Below are 17,744 nucleotides of genomic sequence, written 5' to 3' on the forward strand. Positions count from 1 at the left end.
TTTGATAATTTTAAGTGGCAAAATATAAGTTATCGTAGCCTTTATATTCGCAATTTATAAAAAGTATTCACAAGTTATTTTTTATTATTATAGCATATAGAGTTAATAAAATAGTAATGTAATAAAAGTAAAATATGATAAAATAGTAATTGGAATTAATATGGGAATGGTTGGTGATAGTGATGGTAATAACTACATTAGTTGAAAATACTTCAGTATCGAAAGAGTTTAAATGTAAACATGGATTATCTTTATACATTAAAACAAATAAGCATAATATATTATTTGATTTAGGTTCTGATGGATTGTTTATTGAAAATGCTATTAAACTTAATATTGATATATCAGAGGTTGATATTCTTATTATATCTCATGGGCATAAGGATCATGGAGGAGCATTAAAGTTATTTTTGAAACACAATAATAAAGCAAAAATATATATTCATAAAGATGCTTTTAATAAGCATTATACTTCAGTTTTAGGAGGACTTAAATTTTACGTGGGTCTAGATGATAGACTTCAATTTAATGAAAGAATTATATTTACTGAAGATATATTTGAAGTTGATGAAGAGATATGTCTTTTTTCAAATGTCCCAAAGAAATATGAGACATCAAATTTAAATGACTCATTATTTATTAAAATTGATGGCAAATATTATAAAGATGACTTTACTCATGAGCAAAGCCTATTGATAAGAGAAAATGATAAATGTATATTAATTGGTGGATGTGCTCATAATGGAATAGTTAATATAGTAGAAAGGGCTGAAGAACTGATATCTGGTGAATTAGCAGCTGTTATTAGTGGGTTTCATTTATTTAATCCGGTAAATAAAAAAAGTGAAAGTTTAGAATTTATAAGTAATATAGCTGAAAATTTAAGTAATAAGAATACTGATTTTTATACTTGTCGTTGTACAGGAAATAAAGCATTTAATATTTTGAAAGAAAACCTTAAAAATAAAATTACATACTTATCTACAGGACAAGTTGTAAATATTTAATAAAAAATCGTACCGGCAGATGGTACGATTTTTATTTATTTCTTATAAGAATCAAATAATAGCATAGTTACAAATATAGCTAGTAATACTCCTCTAGCGATATTAAAGCCTATTACTCCTAAAGTTAAAAAGTCTATTAGAACGTAACCAACTATGTAAATAGCACAGCAGATGATTGTCCAAATTATTTTACCTTTAGTTGTTTTTGCAGCTTTAAATGGAATCTTTCCAGTACTTATTAAATATTTTGATGAATAATTTAAAATTATACTAGCTATAATAAATGATAATACAAGCGTTAATATATTAGCCAAATCTTTTTCTCCTTTCAAATTTATAGTAATATTATAACATTTATTATACAAATTAAGTGTAACTTTATTTTAAATTTATAAGAATTAGTTTTTTAGTTTTAAGAACATTTCGTATTGTCTAATAAAGTTTTGAAATCCTTCTTAAGATATCAACTATACTTTTACTATTTATATAAGTTTATCATGAAAATAAGGGATAATATATAAAATAAAAATTTACATTAACAATTGACAAAAAAGTAACAATAAAATACACTTAAAGTAATATATGGATAAAATATGAAGTTTTTCTGGCACTAGGCTTTTATCGATTACATACTAAAAGTTATAATAAATTATAAATTAATTCATATAGATACCAAAAAATAAAATAACATAAGAGATATAGTTTAAAAAATAACAAAGTATTATGGTTATAAAGTAAATCATTTAATTTAAAATAAAAATAATTATATTTGGGAGGTATTATATATGAAACTTAGTGGTAAAGTTGCTGTGGTTACAGGTGCAAGTTCAGGGATGGGAAGGTCTATTGCTCTTCTTTATGCAAAGGAAGGAGCTTCTGTTGTTGTAGTTGCTAGAAGAAAAGAAAAATTGGATGAAATAGTTGAGATATCAAAGGATTACGATGGTACGATAATAGCTATGCAAGGTGATGTTTCAAGAAAAGAAGATAATGAAAAGATGATAGATCTTGCTGTTGAGAAGTTTGGAAAAATTGATATTTTAGTTAATAATGCAGGTATAATGGATGAAATGATGCCAGTTGGGGAAGTTGAAGATGAATTATGGGAAAGTGTAATGAATGTTAATTTAAATGGTCCATTTTATGCTTGTAGAAAGGCAGTAAATTTAATGATGCAGCAAGGTGGTGGAAATATAATTAATGTTGGATCTATAGGTGGTTTAAATGGTTGTAGAGCTGGAGTTTCATATACAGCTTCTAAATATGCGTTATTAGGATTAACTAAAAATATTGGATTTATGTATGCTGATAAAGGGATAAGATGTAATGTTATTTGCCCTGGAGGCGTAGATTCAGAAATTGGAGTAGGGATAAGTCATCCTAGTCAATTTGGATTTTCAAGAGTTAAACTTGGCATGGAAAGTGTGCCTAGATCAGGATCTCCAGAAGAAATTGCAACAATAGCTTTATTCCTTGCAAGTGATGATTCTAGTTTGATTAATGGAGCAGAGATAGTTGCAGATGCAGGGTGGACAGCATTTTAAAAAAGGTTTAAATAAATTATAAAAACTGTAGTTCATGAAAATTCTGATGAAATCGTTAACGGAGGGATGAGCATATCTTGTAATGCAAATATACTAAATCGGATAGTGTTTTTTAGTATAAGCTAAACTTGTTTGCATAGAAATTTTCACTTTAAGGTTGATTTTATTTTGCATGTGAGTGGGGATGGCAAATTGATTAACTTGGACATACAACTTGAGAATGTATTGACTTAGTGAGTGTAGAAACTGGTGAAATGAAAAAGTATTATGGATTTATTTGTAAATAAGTTTCAATAAATTTATATCTTAATTGTACAATGGCTATATCAAATCTGATTTGATATAGCCTATTAAAGTTTACAAAAAATAAATAGCTAAATAGTAAAAATATTTATGCTAGTAACTAATAGTAAAATTTGATATTCTAGAAAGAGAAAGTTAGATAACCTAAAATATTATAAAATAAGTAAAATATATAAATTAAATTGGAGTGTGTTATGAAAAAGTTAAGTCATGGTTGTACGTTAGATTGCTTTGATTGTTGTAAGTTTAATATTTATGTTGATAAAAATGAAATAGTAAAAATCCAGGGAGATAAAGATCATCCTTATACTAAAGGATTTATATGTAAGAAGGGATTAGCACATTTAGATAGGTTAAAGCATAAGGACAGAATATATTCACCAATGATAAAGATAAATGGGGAATGGAAGGAAATATCCTTTAATGAAGCTTTAAATATTATGGCTGAAAAGCTTGAGTATTATAAAAGTAAATATTCATCAAAGTCTTTATTGTATTATGAACAATATGGAAATGGTGCATTACTTAAAAGTATGGGAGATTTATTTTTTAATTTTTATGGCGGAGTTAGTAAATCTAAAGGTGGACCTTGTTGGAGTGCTGGAATTAAAGCACAAACATATAATTTTGGAGATGTGAAAAGTCATTCTTTGGATGATATGATAAATAGTAAAACAATATTTATATGGGGAAAAAATCCTGCTTTTACTACTATACATACAATGCAAAGTATAAAGAAAGCTAAAAGTAATGGAAGCAAGATAGTAGTAATTGATCCAATATATACAAAGACTGCAGAAATGTCAGATAAATACGTGAGAATCAAACCTAATGGCGATGGAGCTCTTGCACTTGCAATGGGTAAAATAATAATTGAAAAAAATTTATATGATATAAACTACATAAAAAGCTATGTTAATGGATTTGAATATTATAAAAATTATGTGGAAAGCTTAAATCTTGAAGATCTAATAGAAATTTGCGGTGTAAGTAAAAAAGAGATAGAAGAATTAGTTATGTTATATACAAATAAATATTCTACTATATTGCTTGGATATGGTATGCAAAAATACAAAAATGGTGGAAATACTATAAGCCTAGTAGATATTTTAGGGGCTATTACAGGTCAAATTGGATTTAGTGGCGGTGGTATTAATTATGCTAATAAAGTTTATCCAAAGGTAATTAATTCTGATCCTTACAATAGTGAGGAAAATTGTGAAAATAGATTTTTTTATGTAAGTCATATGGCGGATTTTATAAATAATTCATTAAATGGAAAAGATTTTTATGATGATAACAAAATTTATTTGAAAGATACAGAATTAGATGAAGAAGCTCAAAAATATAATATACCAATAAAAATGGCTGTAATAACGAAAAGCAATTTATTAAATCAATTAGCACATTTAAATAATTTAAAGGATGCATTTTCAAAAGTAGAATTTAAAGTATGTTTTGATATGTTTATGACTGATACAGCTAAAGAATGTGATTTGTTTATTCCAACTACAAGCACATTAGAAAGTGAAGATTTAATATATAGTTCTATGACAAGTCCATATATAATTTATAATGAAAGAGCAGTTGAACCTAAAAATGAATTAATGGATGAATATGAATTTTTTAAAGAACTTGCAAAAAGAGTTAAATTAAATAATTATCCATATGTTAATAAGCAAGAATATTTATCAAAAGTTATAGAACCATTAAAGAAGTTTAATGACAAAGTAGATATTGAGTATTTAAAAAATAACTATTTTACAATCCATAAACCTATAGCTTGGGAGAATAAACAATTTAAAACAGATTCAGGAAAGTTTGAAATATTCTTTAATGAAAATTTATATTTAGAAAATGATAATAAGAAAGATAATAAATTAAGTTTTAAACTGCTTACTAATCATAGTAGAGATACTTTATCAAGCCAACATATGATGGACGAAGATGGAATATCTATTGCTTATATAAATGAAAGTATGGCTAGGAATTTATCTTTTAATGAAGAAAAAATAGTTACTTTAAGAAATCGTAATGGAGAAATAAGAGTAAAGCTAAAAGTTAATAATATAGTAGCAGATTATGTGATTTTAATGTATGTTGGATGGTGGACAAAACATGGGAATCCTAATTATTTAACAGACTCAGGAATATCAGATATAGGTGGACAAGTAACTTATAATGAAACAGAAGTAGAAATAGATTTTGTTGTATAAAGAAATGTTTTAAATAAAAATATTATAGATAAATAATAATAGCTAGTTTGATAAGAGCAATTCTATTATGAATTAGTGAGCTTATTAAGAAACAAGATAAGGATAGACTTATTTTAAACTATAAATTACTTTAATTATTTTATAAAAAAAGGATGTTAATTTTACTTGTAATTAAGTAAAGTTAATATCCTTTTTTATATTAAAGTATATAAATTTGAACTTCATAAATTCTTCATAAATTCTTTAATATTTATTGCGAATTTTAATTCAAAATATTCAAATTTGATATTTAGAATTTAGTATATAGAAGATGAATTGTAAATGGAGGTAATAAAAATGAAAATATTAGTTATTGTACCTGCTTATAATGAAGAGAAAAGTATATATAATGTAGTTTCATCTGTTAAATTAAATATTCCATTCGCAGATGTTCTAGTTGTAAATGATGGTTCTACTGATAATACATATAGTGAGGCGATAAGAGCAGGAGCAAAAATTATCAATTTAACTAATAATTTAGGAATAGGTGGTGCAGTTCAAAGTGGGTATATTTATGCATATATCAAAGGATATAATATTGCTGTCCAGTTGGATGGAGATGGACAACATAATCCAAGGGATTTAAAGAATTTAATTAATGAAATAGAAGAAGGCAATGCAGATATTGTAATAGGATCTAGATTTGTTGAAAGAACTGAATATAAACCGAGTTTTTTTAGAAATGTTGGAATAAAATATTTTTCAAAGTTAGTTTCAATATTATGTGGGAAAAGCTATTATGATACAACATCTGGTTATAGGATAGTAAATAGAAAAGTAATAAAACTGTTTTTGAATTATTATCCAAAGGATTATCCAGAGGTTGAAACAATAGTGTATGCATGCAAGAAGGGATTAAATATAAAAGAGGTTAAAGTTGAAATGAATGATAGAGAAGCAGGGAAATCTTCTATAACTCCTATTAGAGCTATGTACTATATGATTAAAGTAACATTATCAACTATAAAGGTTGTAATTAATTGTTCTTATAGTAATTTTATAAGTCTTAATAAGAAAGGAGTCGAAGCATAAGATGAAAGCATTAATAATTACAATCTTTGTAGTCTATATTCTTTATGAAATCTTTAATGTGAAGAAAAAAGTCATAAGATTGACACAAGAAAATGCAATTATTTTAGAGCTATTAAAGGAGAAAGTAAATAAATGATTTATTTATTAATAATTATAAATATTGCTTTATTGCTTCTGGGACAAACTATATGGAAACTAGGTACAAAAACAATAAATTTTGAAATAACTTTAAAGGGAATAATAAACTTTATTCTTAATCCATACGTTTTAGGAGGAGGAATTATATATGTAGTTGCAAGTATAGTATGGATTTATATATTATCAAAAGAGGATTTGAGTAAGGTATATCCGTTACAAAGCCTTTGTTATGTGTTTGGTACCATTATTGGAGTATTTTTATTTAATGAAAATATGAATGTCCTTAAAATATTTGGATTGGTTCTAATAATTTGTGGAGCAGTTATAATAAGTCTAAGTTAGGGAGAGAAATATATGTTTTCAATAAAAAAAGAAGAAAAAAATATAAAAGTAACCCTTATTTTAATAGAGGTAATTTTTGCTTTAATAGCTTTATTTTATATATTAAAGTTTGGAGATTCAACACTATTAGGTAGTTTAGAAAAATTTGATAATGATGATGTTAAATATATAAGAAGTGCATGGAACTTAGTGGAAAATGGTATGTTATCCTATGAAAATATAAATGAGCCAACTGTATATATTATGCCAGGATTAACTTTTATACTATCAGTTTTTGTTACTTTGTTTGGCAAGTTTAATGCAATAGTGGCATTTAGAATATTTCAGATATTTATTCAATGTGCTTCCTTATATATAATATTCCTTATAGGAAGAAAATTATTTAATAGTAGGATTGGGATAATAGCATGTTTAATTAATTCATTATATATAGTAGAATTTTATGTTACGAGTTTAATTCTCATGGAGGTTATTTTTAAGTTCTTGTTACTTTTATTAGTATATTTAAGCATATATGCAATTGAAAGAAAAAGTGCAAAGTTATATATAATATCAGGAGTAGTATGGAGTATAGCATGTTTATTTAGACCTACAATTGCAGCATTTCCAGCAGTGATACTATTAGCTTGGATAATAAAAAGAGAGTACAAATTGAAGGATATGATCAAGTATGCTAGTATTGTTTTATTAATATTTTGCTTAATAATGTCCCCTTGGTGGATAAGGAATTATAAGCAGTTTAATATTTTCATACCTTTTACAGCATCTAGTGGAAATCCATTTCTACAAGGAACATTTGTAAATTATGATCAAAGTGATGGTTTTGGAGTTCCATATGAGAAAGGTGATAATTATATTGAAAGCAATAAAAATGAAATTAAAGCAGGAATAGAAAGATTAAAAGTTTATGGTAGGAAAGATCCCCTTAAATATATATACTGGTACACTCTAGGGAAAACATTTTATTTTTGGAGAGAACCATTTTATTGGAATGGAGCAATAGGATTTACAGTAGCTCTAATTCAACATTATTTAATTTTAATTTTATCAATAGTGGGAATAGTAATGTGTAAGAAAAAGTTAAAGTGGAGTTTTGATATAATAATTATAATAGGAACTATAATATTAATTAATTTTGTTTATCTACCTTATTTTACATTTGAAAGATATTCTTATCCATTAATTTCAATGCTTACAATTTTTTTAGGATATACAATTGATAATTGGATAAAAAAGATAAAAATGAAAAATTAATTGAAAGAAGGATGTTTTTGATGGACGATAAAAAAACAATATTAGTTGTTGATGATGAAAAAGATATTAGAGAAATAATAGAAATTTATTTAATTAACGAAGGATACAATATTGTTTTAGCCAGTGATGGAATAGAAGCCCTAGAAAAATTAAGGAAAGAAAAAATAGATTTAATAATTTTAGATATAATGATGCCAAAGCTTGATGGTATTAGAACATGTCTTGAAATAAGGAAAGAAAAAAAGATGCCTATTATAATGCTTTCAGCTAAGAGTGAAGATAGTGATAAAATATTAGGATTAAACATAGGGGCTGATGATTATATTATAAAGCCTTTTAATCCACTAGAGCTTGTAGCAAGGGTTAAATCTCAGTTAAGAAGAGTTACTAGTTTTAGTGAAGCCAAAGAAATTAATAATGAAGAAATATATATAGATGGTCTTAGAATCAATAAAGCAAATAGAGAAGTTTTGGTAGATGATAGAAAGATAAGATTGACGCCTAGAGAATTTGATATATTAGAAGTTTTAGCTATAAATAGAGGTAGAGTATTAAGTACAGAACAAATATATGAAAAAGTATGGAGTGAGCCATTTTATAACTCTGAAAATACAGTGGCTGTCCATATTAGAAATATAAGAGAAAAAATTGAGATTAATCCTAAGGAGCCTAAGTATATAAAACTTGTGTGGGGAGTTGGATATAAAATTGAAAAATCATAGGATAAAAAATATGTTTAAAAGAAGCTTGAAAAAAGAGTTTTTATTATTAAGTCTTATCTCTCTTTTAATTGTTGTAGCTGGAATTATTATGAGCATTAGGATTGAATATGAAAATTCAACTGTAGGATTAATTAACCTTTTTAATAAAAGTTATATAGATATACAAAGATACGTGAATAAACTTGATGATAATAGTAAGGAATATTTTAATGAAGTATGTGATCTAAATAAGGTTAATGCAGCTATTGTAGATGTTCACGGAAATATCTATATGAAATCAAAAAATGTAGATGAAACTATAATTGATGTTAATAAAATTGAAAAAATATTTCATAATAAATACTCTGATGAAAATATATATCAAAGATATGATATTAGATTAGATAATAAAGATTACAATCTTTTAATATGGAGAGAAAAAGTTGGAAGTGAAGTATTTATAAAAATAATTTTAGTTATTTCAATAAGCTTTCTGTTAGCAATATTTATAATATACATCTACGCTTTTAGAAAAGCTAAATATATAGGAGAATTAACTAAAGGAATATATGAGTTTTCATCAGGTAATTTAGATTATCTAATATCAGAAAAAGGAAAAGATGAATTAAGATTCTTAGCAAAGGGTATGAATTTAATGGCTAAAAATTTAAAAAATAGTATAGATTCAGAGAGAAACCAAGAAAGGTTTAAATCAGAATTAATTACAAATGTTTCTCATGATTTAAGAACTCCATTAACATCAATAATAGGATATTTACAACTTATTGATAATGAAAAAACTTCAGAAGAAAATAAAAAAAGATATACTAAAAGTGCAATAGAAAAATCCTATAAGTTAAGGGACTTAATTGGAGATTTATTTGAATATTCTAAGCTTCAATCTAACTCAGTTTCTCTAAATAAAAGTAATGTAAATATAATTGAGATAATAGAACAGAGTATAGGCGAATTGTATATTGAGGCAACAGAGAAGAATATAGTATTTATTAAGAGATATGAATATTCAAATATCAATTTGAGCATTGATTCTAGTAAAATAGGTAGAGTTTTTCAAAATGTTTTATCAAACTCTGTGAAATACAGTAGAAAAAATAGTAATATTTTAATTAATATTTTTAAAAAAAATAATAATATCATAATATCTTTTGAAAATGAAATAGAACAAGAATCATTGAAAGATATAGATAAAATTTTCAATAGGTTTTATAGATGTAATGAATCTAGAAATTCAGAGATTCCTGGTTCTGGACTTGGCTTGGCAATAGCTAAGAATATTATAGATCTTCACAATGGAGAGATTTATGTAGAATGTAATAATAATATATTTAAGCTATATATTAAACTATCCGTTACTTAAAATGAGAGCATTAATGAATTTATATCATTAATGCTCTCATTTAACTTTAAAATATTATTAGTAATTAATATAAACAAAATAATAAACAAAATTATTAAATAATATATAAAAATTAGAGATAAATTAGTTTAGAAATTTAAGAAAGAGATATTAATTTAAAATCAACTATGTTATCACAATAAGGTTATAGAAGATAAATTTGACATTTGCTAAATAAATGTTTAATAATAAATATGAACAGAAGTTTAAAAATAATATAAACATAAGAATAATAAATAAGGGGAGACATATGAAATTTTATAATAACTTAAAGTTATCTACACGGTTGCTAATATATTTTTTTGTTACTATTTTTTCGATGGGGGTAATTGGAATAATAGGAATAAATAATATGAATAAGATTAATCAGTCAGTAGATTATTTATATGACACTACTATAAAATCAATTCATGCAATTAATAAAATAGATAAAAATCAGTTGAATATTTATAAAAATGTAGAGTTAATGAATAATTCAAGTAATAAGGTTGATTTAGATGAATTAGTCAAAGAAATTAAAACTCTTTCAGAAGAAAATGAAAAGCAAATTGCAATTTATGAATCGACAATAGATGATAATGAAGAAAGAAACATATTTAATAAATTTAAAGAAAATTTAAAGGTATATAAAGGGGTTAGGGAAAAATATACAAACTTAATTATTAGTGGTAACAAAAAAGAAGCGGAAATAGAAATTTCAACTATGACAAAAATAAGAGATGATATGAGCTATGAGTTAAATAAGTTAATAAATTTAAATGAACAATGGGCAAATGAAGTTAAAGAAGAAAGTGAAAAAACTTTTAATAATTCACTTATATTAATTGTTTCTATTATAGTAATATTACTTATATTAATGAGTTTATTTGCTTTTGTAATGCAAAAATCAATAAAGAAATCTTTAAATAAGATAAAAGAATTATCTAATAGATTATCTAATTATAATTTATCAGACCGAATTATAATAGAATCAAAGGATGAGTTTGGGGAAATAGGAATTAATTTAAATAAGGCGCAAGAAGATATTAGTGAATTAATAAAAAATATTATGAGTAGATCTCAAGATATGAGTGCGTCAAGTGAAGAATTATCAGCCACAGTAGAGGAAATTACTGCAAAATTTGAAAGTATAAATGTTTTAACAAGTGAAGTTAATTCAGGTGTACAAGAAAATAGTGCAACAGCTGAAGAAATATCTGCAGCAGTACAAGAGGTAGACTCAAGTGTAAATGTATTATCCAATAAAGCAATGGAAGGTAGTAATAATGCAGTTGAGATAAGAAATAGAGCAACGAAAATTGGAAGGGATAGTAAGATAGCAGCTGAAAACACAAAAGAAGTTTATAGTGAAATGGAAAAAGAAGTTTTGAATGATATAGAAAAGGGAAAAGTTGTTGAAGATATTAAAGTAATGGCAGAAACTATTTCAGGAATAGCAGAACAAACAAACCTTTTAGCACTTAATGCTGCTATAGAGGCTGCAAGAGCAGGAGAGCAAGGAAAAGGATTTGCTATAGTTGCAGAAGAGGTAAGAAAACTAGCAGAACAATCTTCAAAAGCAGTAGGAAATGTTAAAACTACTATAGAAAAAGTGCAAGAAGCTTTTAAAAGCCTATCAGGAAATAGCAATAAATTATTGAAGTTTATGAATGATAGTATTGTTCCTCAGTTTGAAACTTTTGTAGAAATTGGAGAACAGTATCATGGTGATGGAATATTTGTAAATAATATGTCAGAAGAGTTAGCTGCAATGACAGAAGAAATTTTAGCAACAATGAATCAAGTTAGTGAAGCGGTTCAAGGTATGGCAGACATGACTCAAAGATCATCGGGAAATTTAGAGGGGATAAATGGAAGTGTTGATGAGTCTACTAAGGCTATGGAACAGATAGCTAATACAGCTAAATCTCAAGCGGAACTTGCACAAGATTTAAATGAAATGATTCAAAAGTTTAAAGTGTAAAATTATATTATTATATACTTTAAATTATGTTATAATTAATAAGATATATGCATTGATTTATTGAATTAAAATGCAGAATTAGTATTTATAAGTGTTTTTGCATATGTTTTAAGATACAGAGAATATATAAGTTTACTTAGATTTTGAGACAAATGACTGAATAAGTAAATTTGTATATGTGCTTTTTATTCTAGGAATAGAATTAATATTAATTTTTATAAAAGTGTATCGAAAGGTACGCTTTTTATAATGAATAAAATAGGATTAGGAGGAGATAAATTATGGTTATATCATATTTTAAAGATTTAGTTGAGGATAAAAAATTTCTAAAGAAAACTGTAGCAATTGGGATTCCTATAGCTATACAGGCACTTCTTAATACAACCCTAAATCTTGTTGATACAATGATGATTGGAACATTGGGACAAAGTGCTATTGCAGCAGTTGGACTAGCTAATAAAGTGTTTTTTGTTTTTACATTATTATTATTTGGTGTTGTTAGTGGTTCTTCAATATTAACTGCTCAATATTGGGGGAAAAGAGATGTGAAAAATATTAGGAGAGTTCTTGGAATATCTCTTATTATAGGACTTTTAGGTGCTATTATTTTTATGTTAGCAGGACTTTTTATGCCTAAGACAGTTATGAGAATTTTTACTCCAAGTGAAAATACAATAGCTGTTGGAGCATCTTATTTAATTATAGTAGCTTTAAGTTATCCTTTAACTGCAATAACAAATTGTTATATTTCACTTTTAAGAGCAACAAATAAGGTTAAGGCACCTGTTTTTATAAGTGTAGTAGCTATTGGAGTTAATGTAATATTAAATTATACATTTATTTTCGGTAATTTTGGGGCACCAAAACTTGGTGTTCAAGGGGCTGCAATAGCAACTGTTATTGCTAGGTTAGTTGAGTGTTTATCTATTTTAGCTATTGTTTATATAAGTAAAGGACCAGCAGCAGCTAAGATAAAAGAACTTGTTAACTTTGATAAGGAGTTTATTAAAAAATATTTAATTACAGTATCACCTGTTATAGCTAACGAATTTATGTGGGGACTTGGAGTTACTATGTATTCATTAGTTTATGGAAGAATGGGAGATGAAGCCGTTGCTTCAATTACAATAACTCAAAATGTTGAGCAAATATGTGTTGTTATATTCCAAGGATTAAGTTCAGCCACTGCTGTTATTTTAGGAAATGAATTAGGTGCTAATAAGCTAAAGGATGCAGATAAACATGCTAAGAGCTTTTTTGTATTACAGTTATTATTAACACTAGTCATGGGATTAGTATGCTTTATGATAAGAACTCCATTAATTAAATTATTCTCTGTTCCAGATAATATAGCATTAGATATAACTAAATGTTTAACTGTATTCATATGCTATTTACCATTTAGAATGTTTAATTTAGTTAATATAGTAGGTGTTCTTAGGAGTGGTGGAGACACAAAGGCATCTCTACTTTTAGATATTACAGGGGTATGGTGTGTTGGAATACCAATGGCTTTCTTTGGAGGAATTATTTTAGGATTACCTATTTATTATGTTTATGCAATGATAACACTTGAAGAGGTTTATAAATTTATATTAGGTTTTAGAAGATATAAGCAAAAGAAATGGCTTAAAAATATAGTTGAAGCGTAAATATTAAAAGCAGTATTTACTTAAAAATATACTTTAATAGTAATAATGTGAGTATCAAGGGGGCTTTTAGTTGGATTTAAAAGAAGTTAAGATAAAAGGTATTATTAGTAGAGTAAGAGGAATGATACCAAGTCATGAAATAACATCTGAATCACTAAGATTAGGAGTACTACTTGCAATAGTAGGAGGATTCTTAGATGCTTATACATTTATATGTAGAGGTGGAGTATTTGCTAATGCTGAAACAGGGAATATTGTATTAGTTGCACTTGGAATTACAAATAGAGACTATAGAAGTGTATTTATGGCTGCACTTCCTATTTTATCATTTGTAATAGGAGTTGTAGTTACAGAAATAATAAGAGAAAAATCAATAAAGAATTATGCAGAATCAGCTAAGGCTGAAAAATGTATTTTAGTTATTGAAGCAATTGTACTTTTTATTATTGGATTCATACCAGACAACGTACCACATATATTTGTAACTACAACTATATCTTTTGTTTCATCAGTGCAAATTTCATCTTTTAGGAGACTAGTTGATTCTCCATATAGTACAACTATGTGCACAGGAAATCTAAGAACGGCTTCACAAGCTGCATATTTAGCAATAACTAAAAAAGATGATGCTGCATGTGCAAGATCAATAAGATATATAATAGTAATTGCTTCGTTTTTATTTGGTGCATCTTTAGGTGGAATATTAACTTTAAAGTTTGGTGTCAAATCAATATGGACATGCTCTATTATATTAACTATTTCAAAAATTATATTTAGTATAGATGAATATAGATTTATTAAAAAGGATATATAGAAATGGAAAGTAATTTCCATATAATTAATTATTGAAATTATATTAATGTTTGTGTATAATACGAATATAAATCAAGAAATTCTCGTATATCATCGGTGATATGGACCGAAAGTTTCTACCTGCTAACCGTAAATAGGCAGACTACGAGGTATTGTATTTGAAAAAGAAATTATTGTAAATAGATTTGTAATATAAATTTATGATTTGATTTCTATTTTTAAGACAACACCTCGATTACGAGGTGTTTTTTATTACTTAAACAATGGAGGATGAAGTCATGAATAAAGTAAAAGCAACAGATGGAATTAATCTAACATATGGAGTTGACGATAACCCATCAATATCAGAGAAGATATTATTTGGAATTCAGCATATATTTGCTGCATTTGGTGGAATAATAGTTGTTCCATTAGTTATATCCAGTGCATTAGGATTTGATGCTAAAACAGGAACGACATTAATAAGTGCATCAATACTTGCAGCTGGTCTTGCAACAATAATACAAGCAAAGGGTGTAGGCCCAGTAGGTTCAAAAGTAGCCTGCATAATGGGGACAGACTTTACTTTTGTATCACCATCTATTACCGTTGGATCTGTTTTAGGATTACCAGGAATAATTGGAGCTACAATCCTGGGTGCAGTTTTTGAAGTAGTGCTTAGCTATTTTATAAGGCCATTAATGAAGCTATTTCCACCACTAGTTACAGGAACAGTTGTATGTTTAATTGGGTTAACATTATTACCTGTATCAATAGATTGGGCTGCAGGGGGAAGTGGAGCTGCAGATTATGGTAGTATAAAAAATATATCAATTTCAATGCTTGTACTTATTGGAACACTATTACTAAATCGTTATGGAAAAGGTATGCTTAGTAGCGCATCAATACTTATAGGAATGATTGTTGGATATGTTGTGTGCATTCCACTTGGATTAGTAGATTTTACAGCAGTTAAAGAAGCAAGTTGGATTTCATTTCCTAAGATATTTGAATACGGAGTTACTTTTGATTTAAAAGCACTTATAGCATTTATTCCAGCATATTTTGTTACTGCAATTGAAACAGTAGGATGTTTAAAGGCAGTAGGGGAAGTTTCAGAAGTAGATATGACTGACAAGCGTATAGGCGCAGGTGTATTATCAGATGGTATTGGAAGTATGATAGGTGGTGTTGTTGGTACATTACCTAACACTACATTTAGTCAAAATGTTGGATTAATCCCTTTAACAAAAGTAGCTAGTCGTTATGTAGCAGTTATGGCAGGTATTATATTAGTTATATTAGGATTTTTACCTAAACTTGCAGCAATAGTTAATAGCATTCCTCAGCCTGTTTTAGGAGGAGTTGGAATAGTTATGTTTGGAACTGTTGCAGCAGCAGGAATAAAAACATTAAGTAAAGTAAAAATAAATGAACGTAATCTTTTAATAATAGCTACATCTATTGGATTAGGACTTGGAGTAACATTTAGACCAGAGTTTATTTCACAATTACCAGAAGGATTAAAAATGATTTTTGCATCAGGAATATCAACTGGAACAATAACAGCATTAATATTAAATGTAGTTTTAAAAGAAGACAAAGAAGAAATAGAAGTATCAGATGAAAGTGATATAGAAGCAGCATAATATATAAATGAAATAATAAAACCCTCAACAAATGAAATTGTTGGGGGTTTTAATTTATAAGTGAAAAGTTAAGAGTGAAAAAGTGAAAAGTTGAAGAGGTTTTGCTATGCAAAGCATAACTATTGTATATTTAAGTATAATCAGTTATTATAATGAAATTTTATTGTATCTATTATATAATGAAATTATGTTCAATTTGGATATTTAGGGGGAGAAGATGAAAAATATTAATAAAGCTTTAAAAATTTCTATGGCATTAATAAGCATATCTTTAGTAATGACACTTTTAGTATTAAGTAAATTGAAATTAGATAAGCCTGTATTTTTAAAAAATTATAAGGAAGTTGAAATTATGGAAAATGAGGGTGCCTATTCGATTTCAGGTTTTGATATTGAATTAAAATACATATCAAATAGAGAAGATAAAAGAAAAGTATCATCTGTAATCTTTAAAGAAGCACCAGAATTAAATTTTTATGCAAGTGAAAATAATTCTATGGGATTAATGCGCTTTTATAATAATGTTAATGATAATGTTGAAAATCATGGTATATATGGGGTTCATACAGTTTTTTTAAGTTTAAGCTCTCAAAAGTATGATTATGAATTTGATAAAGATCTTGTATTAAGCAATGCAACAGTAACTTTTGATGATGGACTTACTATGGAGGTTGATTTAGGAAAGATAATATTATATAAGCACGATTCGGATAAATATGATTATGATAAAAAAATATTAAAATGGTATAGTGGACAAAGTTCAAATGATGGCATTAGTAAAGGGGGATTCATAGTTAATGATTACATAAAAGTATCACATATTTATTCACCATTATTTGATGATACTAAAGATTTATTTGATTTTAATATAGACAAGCTAGGAAATATAGCTAATATGGAGTTAATTTATAATAAAAATGATTATTTATATTTTACTTCACAATTTTATAATATAGATGATATAGAAAGAAAACTTTATAGTTACGATATAAAGCCTGTTATTTATTTTAAAGATGGAAGTGGAAACGATCATGAACAGAGAATAAATAATTTAACTTATAACCCTTACTTTAGGTTTAGTGATATTTATAAATATTTAAGAGTAAAGGGGGAAATATAAATGCTTCATGGTTATAAAAAAGTCTTTTGGGGAATGGTTTTTACAGCTTTTCACTTTAATTTTGGTCCTATTCAGATTTTACCGAACTTTATTGCAATATTGATTATATCCTCTGGAATAAAAGAAATATTGATTGATAATGAAAATGACTCACTTAACATGTCACTAAAGTTAAATAATATAAGCGCCTTTGTTTCATTTATTACATTTATATTACCATTTATGGGGATTGAAAACTCATCAAGTAATATAATTTTCAATGCTATATGGTTTAATGTAGGAAGTATCTTAGATATTATAACTATAGTAAAACTTTTAGAAGGAACATCACAAATTTTATCTGATAAATATAATAATGATTTAGGAAAAGAATATCAAAAGAAAGCAATAAAGTATCTTTGGTTATATCCAATTGTAGTAATAGTAAGTAATTTTAACTTTATATTTATGTCAGAAATGTTATCACTAGGAATAGCTATATATGCATTAATAATAAAAATATGGATAATGTTATCATTTAAAAATTTATATAAAGATGATTTACAAATTATTAAATAAATTTATGAAAATTTACT

The 17,744-nt window shown here is 26.4% G+C and carries 15 protein-coding genes and 1 riboswitch; of the genes, 14 read left to right on the forward strand and 1 reads right to left on the reverse strand.

What is annotated here, in order from left to right; all coding sequences use genetic code 11:
* The first annotated feature begins 182 nt into the window (after nt 1-182).
* Nucleotides 183-1,007: an MBL fold metallo-hydrolase gene (locus J7M87_RS11350; protein ID WP_291651350.1), complete on the forward strand. Its 825-nt coding sequence runs from the start codon at nt 183-185 to the stop codon at nt 1,005-1,007.
* Nucleotides 1,008-1,042: 35 nt separating this feature from the next.
* Here J7M87_RS11350 and J7M87_RS11355 read toward each other — a convergent pair whose 3' ends face one another.
* Nucleotides 1,043-1,321 (reverse strand): hypothetical protein, encoded by a 279-nt coding sequence (locus J7M87_RS11355; RefSeq protein ID WP_291651164.1) that lies wholly within the window; start codon nt 1,319-1,321, stop codon nt 1,043-1,045.
* A gap of 471 nt (nt 1,322-1,792) precedes the next feature.
* Here J7M87_RS11355 and J7M87_RS11360 point away from each other — a divergent pair, with 471 nt between their 5' ends.
* The 13 genes from J7M87_RS11360 to J7M87_RS11420 all read left to right on the forward strand — a co-directional run bounded on the left by J7M87_RS11360 (nt 1,793) and on the right by J7M87_RS11420 (nt 17,727).
* Entirely contained in the window at nt 1,793-2,551 is a 759-nt protein-coding gene (locus J7M87_RS11360) for a glucose 1-dehydrogenase (protein WP_291651165.1), read from the forward strand.
* Between the two features lie 497 nt (nt 2,552-3,048).
* Nucleotides 3,049-5,070 (forward strand): molybdopterin-dependent oxidoreductase, encoded by a 2,022-nt coding sequence (locus tag J7M87_RS11365; protein ID WP_291651166.1) that lies wholly within the window; start codon nt 3,049-3,051, stop codon nt 5,068-5,070.
* 336 nt (nt 5,071-5,406) lie between these two features.
* Nucleotides 5,407-6,141 (forward strand): glycosyltransferase family 2 protein, encoded by a 735-nt coding sequence (locus J7M87_RS11370; RefSeq protein WP_291651167.1) that lies wholly within the window; start codon nt 5,407-5,409, stop codon nt 6,139-6,141.
* A gap of 132 nt (nt 6,142-6,273) precedes the next feature.
* Nucleotides 6,274-6,621, forward strand: coding sequence for an EamA family transporter (locus J7M87_RS11375; protein WP_291651168.1), 348 nt, complete (start codon nt 6,274-6,276; stop codon nt 6,619-6,621).
* A gap of 12 nt (nt 6,622-6,633) precedes the next feature.
* Nucleotides 6,634-7,875, forward strand: a complete 1,242-nt coding sequence (locus J7M87_RS11380; RefSeq protein WP_291651169.1) for a glycosyltransferase family 39 protein — start codon at nt 6,634-6,636, stop codon at nt 7,873-7,875.
* A 20-nt stretch (nt 7,876-7,895) separates the two neighbouring features.
* Nucleotides 7,896-8,597 carry a response regulator transcription factor gene (locus tag J7M87_RS11385; protein WP_291651170.1) on the forward strand — a complete coding sequence of 234 codons (702 nt, stop codon included), beginning with the start codon at nt 7,896-7,898 and terminating at the stop codon, nt 8,595-8,597.
* 10 nt (nt 8,598-8,607) lie between these two features.
* The gene (locus J7M87_RS11390) at nt 8,608-9,954 is read left to right on the forward strand and encodes a HAMP domain-containing sensor histidine kinase (protein ID WP_291651171.1); all 1,347 of its coding nucleotides are present in this window, start codon (nt 8,608-8,610) and stop codon (nt 9,952-9,954) included.
* Between the two features lie 289 nt (nt 9,955-10,243).
* Nucleotides 10,244-11,956, forward strand: coding sequence for a methyl-accepting chemotaxis protein (locus tag J7M87_RS11395; RefSeq protein WP_291651172.1), 1,713 nt, complete (start codon nt 10,244-10,246; stop codon nt 11,954-11,956).
* 281 nt (nt 11,957-12,237) lie between these two features.
* A complete protein-coding gene (locus J7M87_RS11400) occupies nt 12,238-13,608 on the forward strand; it encodes an MATE family efflux transporter (protein ID WP_291651173.1) in 1,371 nt (456 codons plus the stop codon).
* Between the two features lie 70 nt (nt 13,609-13,678).
* Nucleotides 13,679-14,422: a YoaK family protein gene (locus J7M87_RS11405; protein WP_291651174.1), complete on the forward strand. Its 744-nt coding sequence runs from the start codon at nt 13,679-13,681 to the stop codon at nt 14,420-14,422.
* Nucleotides 14,423-14,484: 62 nt separating this feature from the next.
* A riboswitch (purine riboswitch) is annotated at nt 14,485-14,586 on the forward strand.
* Nucleotides 14,587-14,684: 98 nt separating this feature from the next.
* Nucleotides 14,685-16,049: a nucleobase:cation symporter-2 family protein gene (locus tag J7M87_RS11410; protein WP_291651175.1), complete on the forward strand. Its 1,365-nt coding sequence runs from the start codon at nt 14,685-14,687 to the stop codon at nt 16,047-16,049.
* 217 nt (nt 16,050-16,266) lie between these two features.
* Nucleotides 16,267-17,169: a hypothetical protein gene (locus J7M87_RS11415; protein ID WP_291651176.1), complete on the forward strand. Its 903-nt coding sequence runs from the start codon at nt 16,267-16,269 to the stop codon at nt 17,167-17,169.
* Entirely contained in the window at nt 17,170-17,727 is a 558-nt protein-coding gene (locus J7M87_RS11420) for a hypothetical protein (RefSeq protein ID WP_291651177.1), read from the forward strand.
* Nucleotides 17,728-17,744: the final 17 nt, after the last annotated feature.

Origin of the sequence: Clostridium sp. (genome assembly GCF_017888565.1) — a bacterium.
In the GTDB taxonomy this organism is placed as follows: domain Bacteria; phylum Bacillota; class Clostridia; order Clostridiales; family Clostridiaceae; genus Clostridium.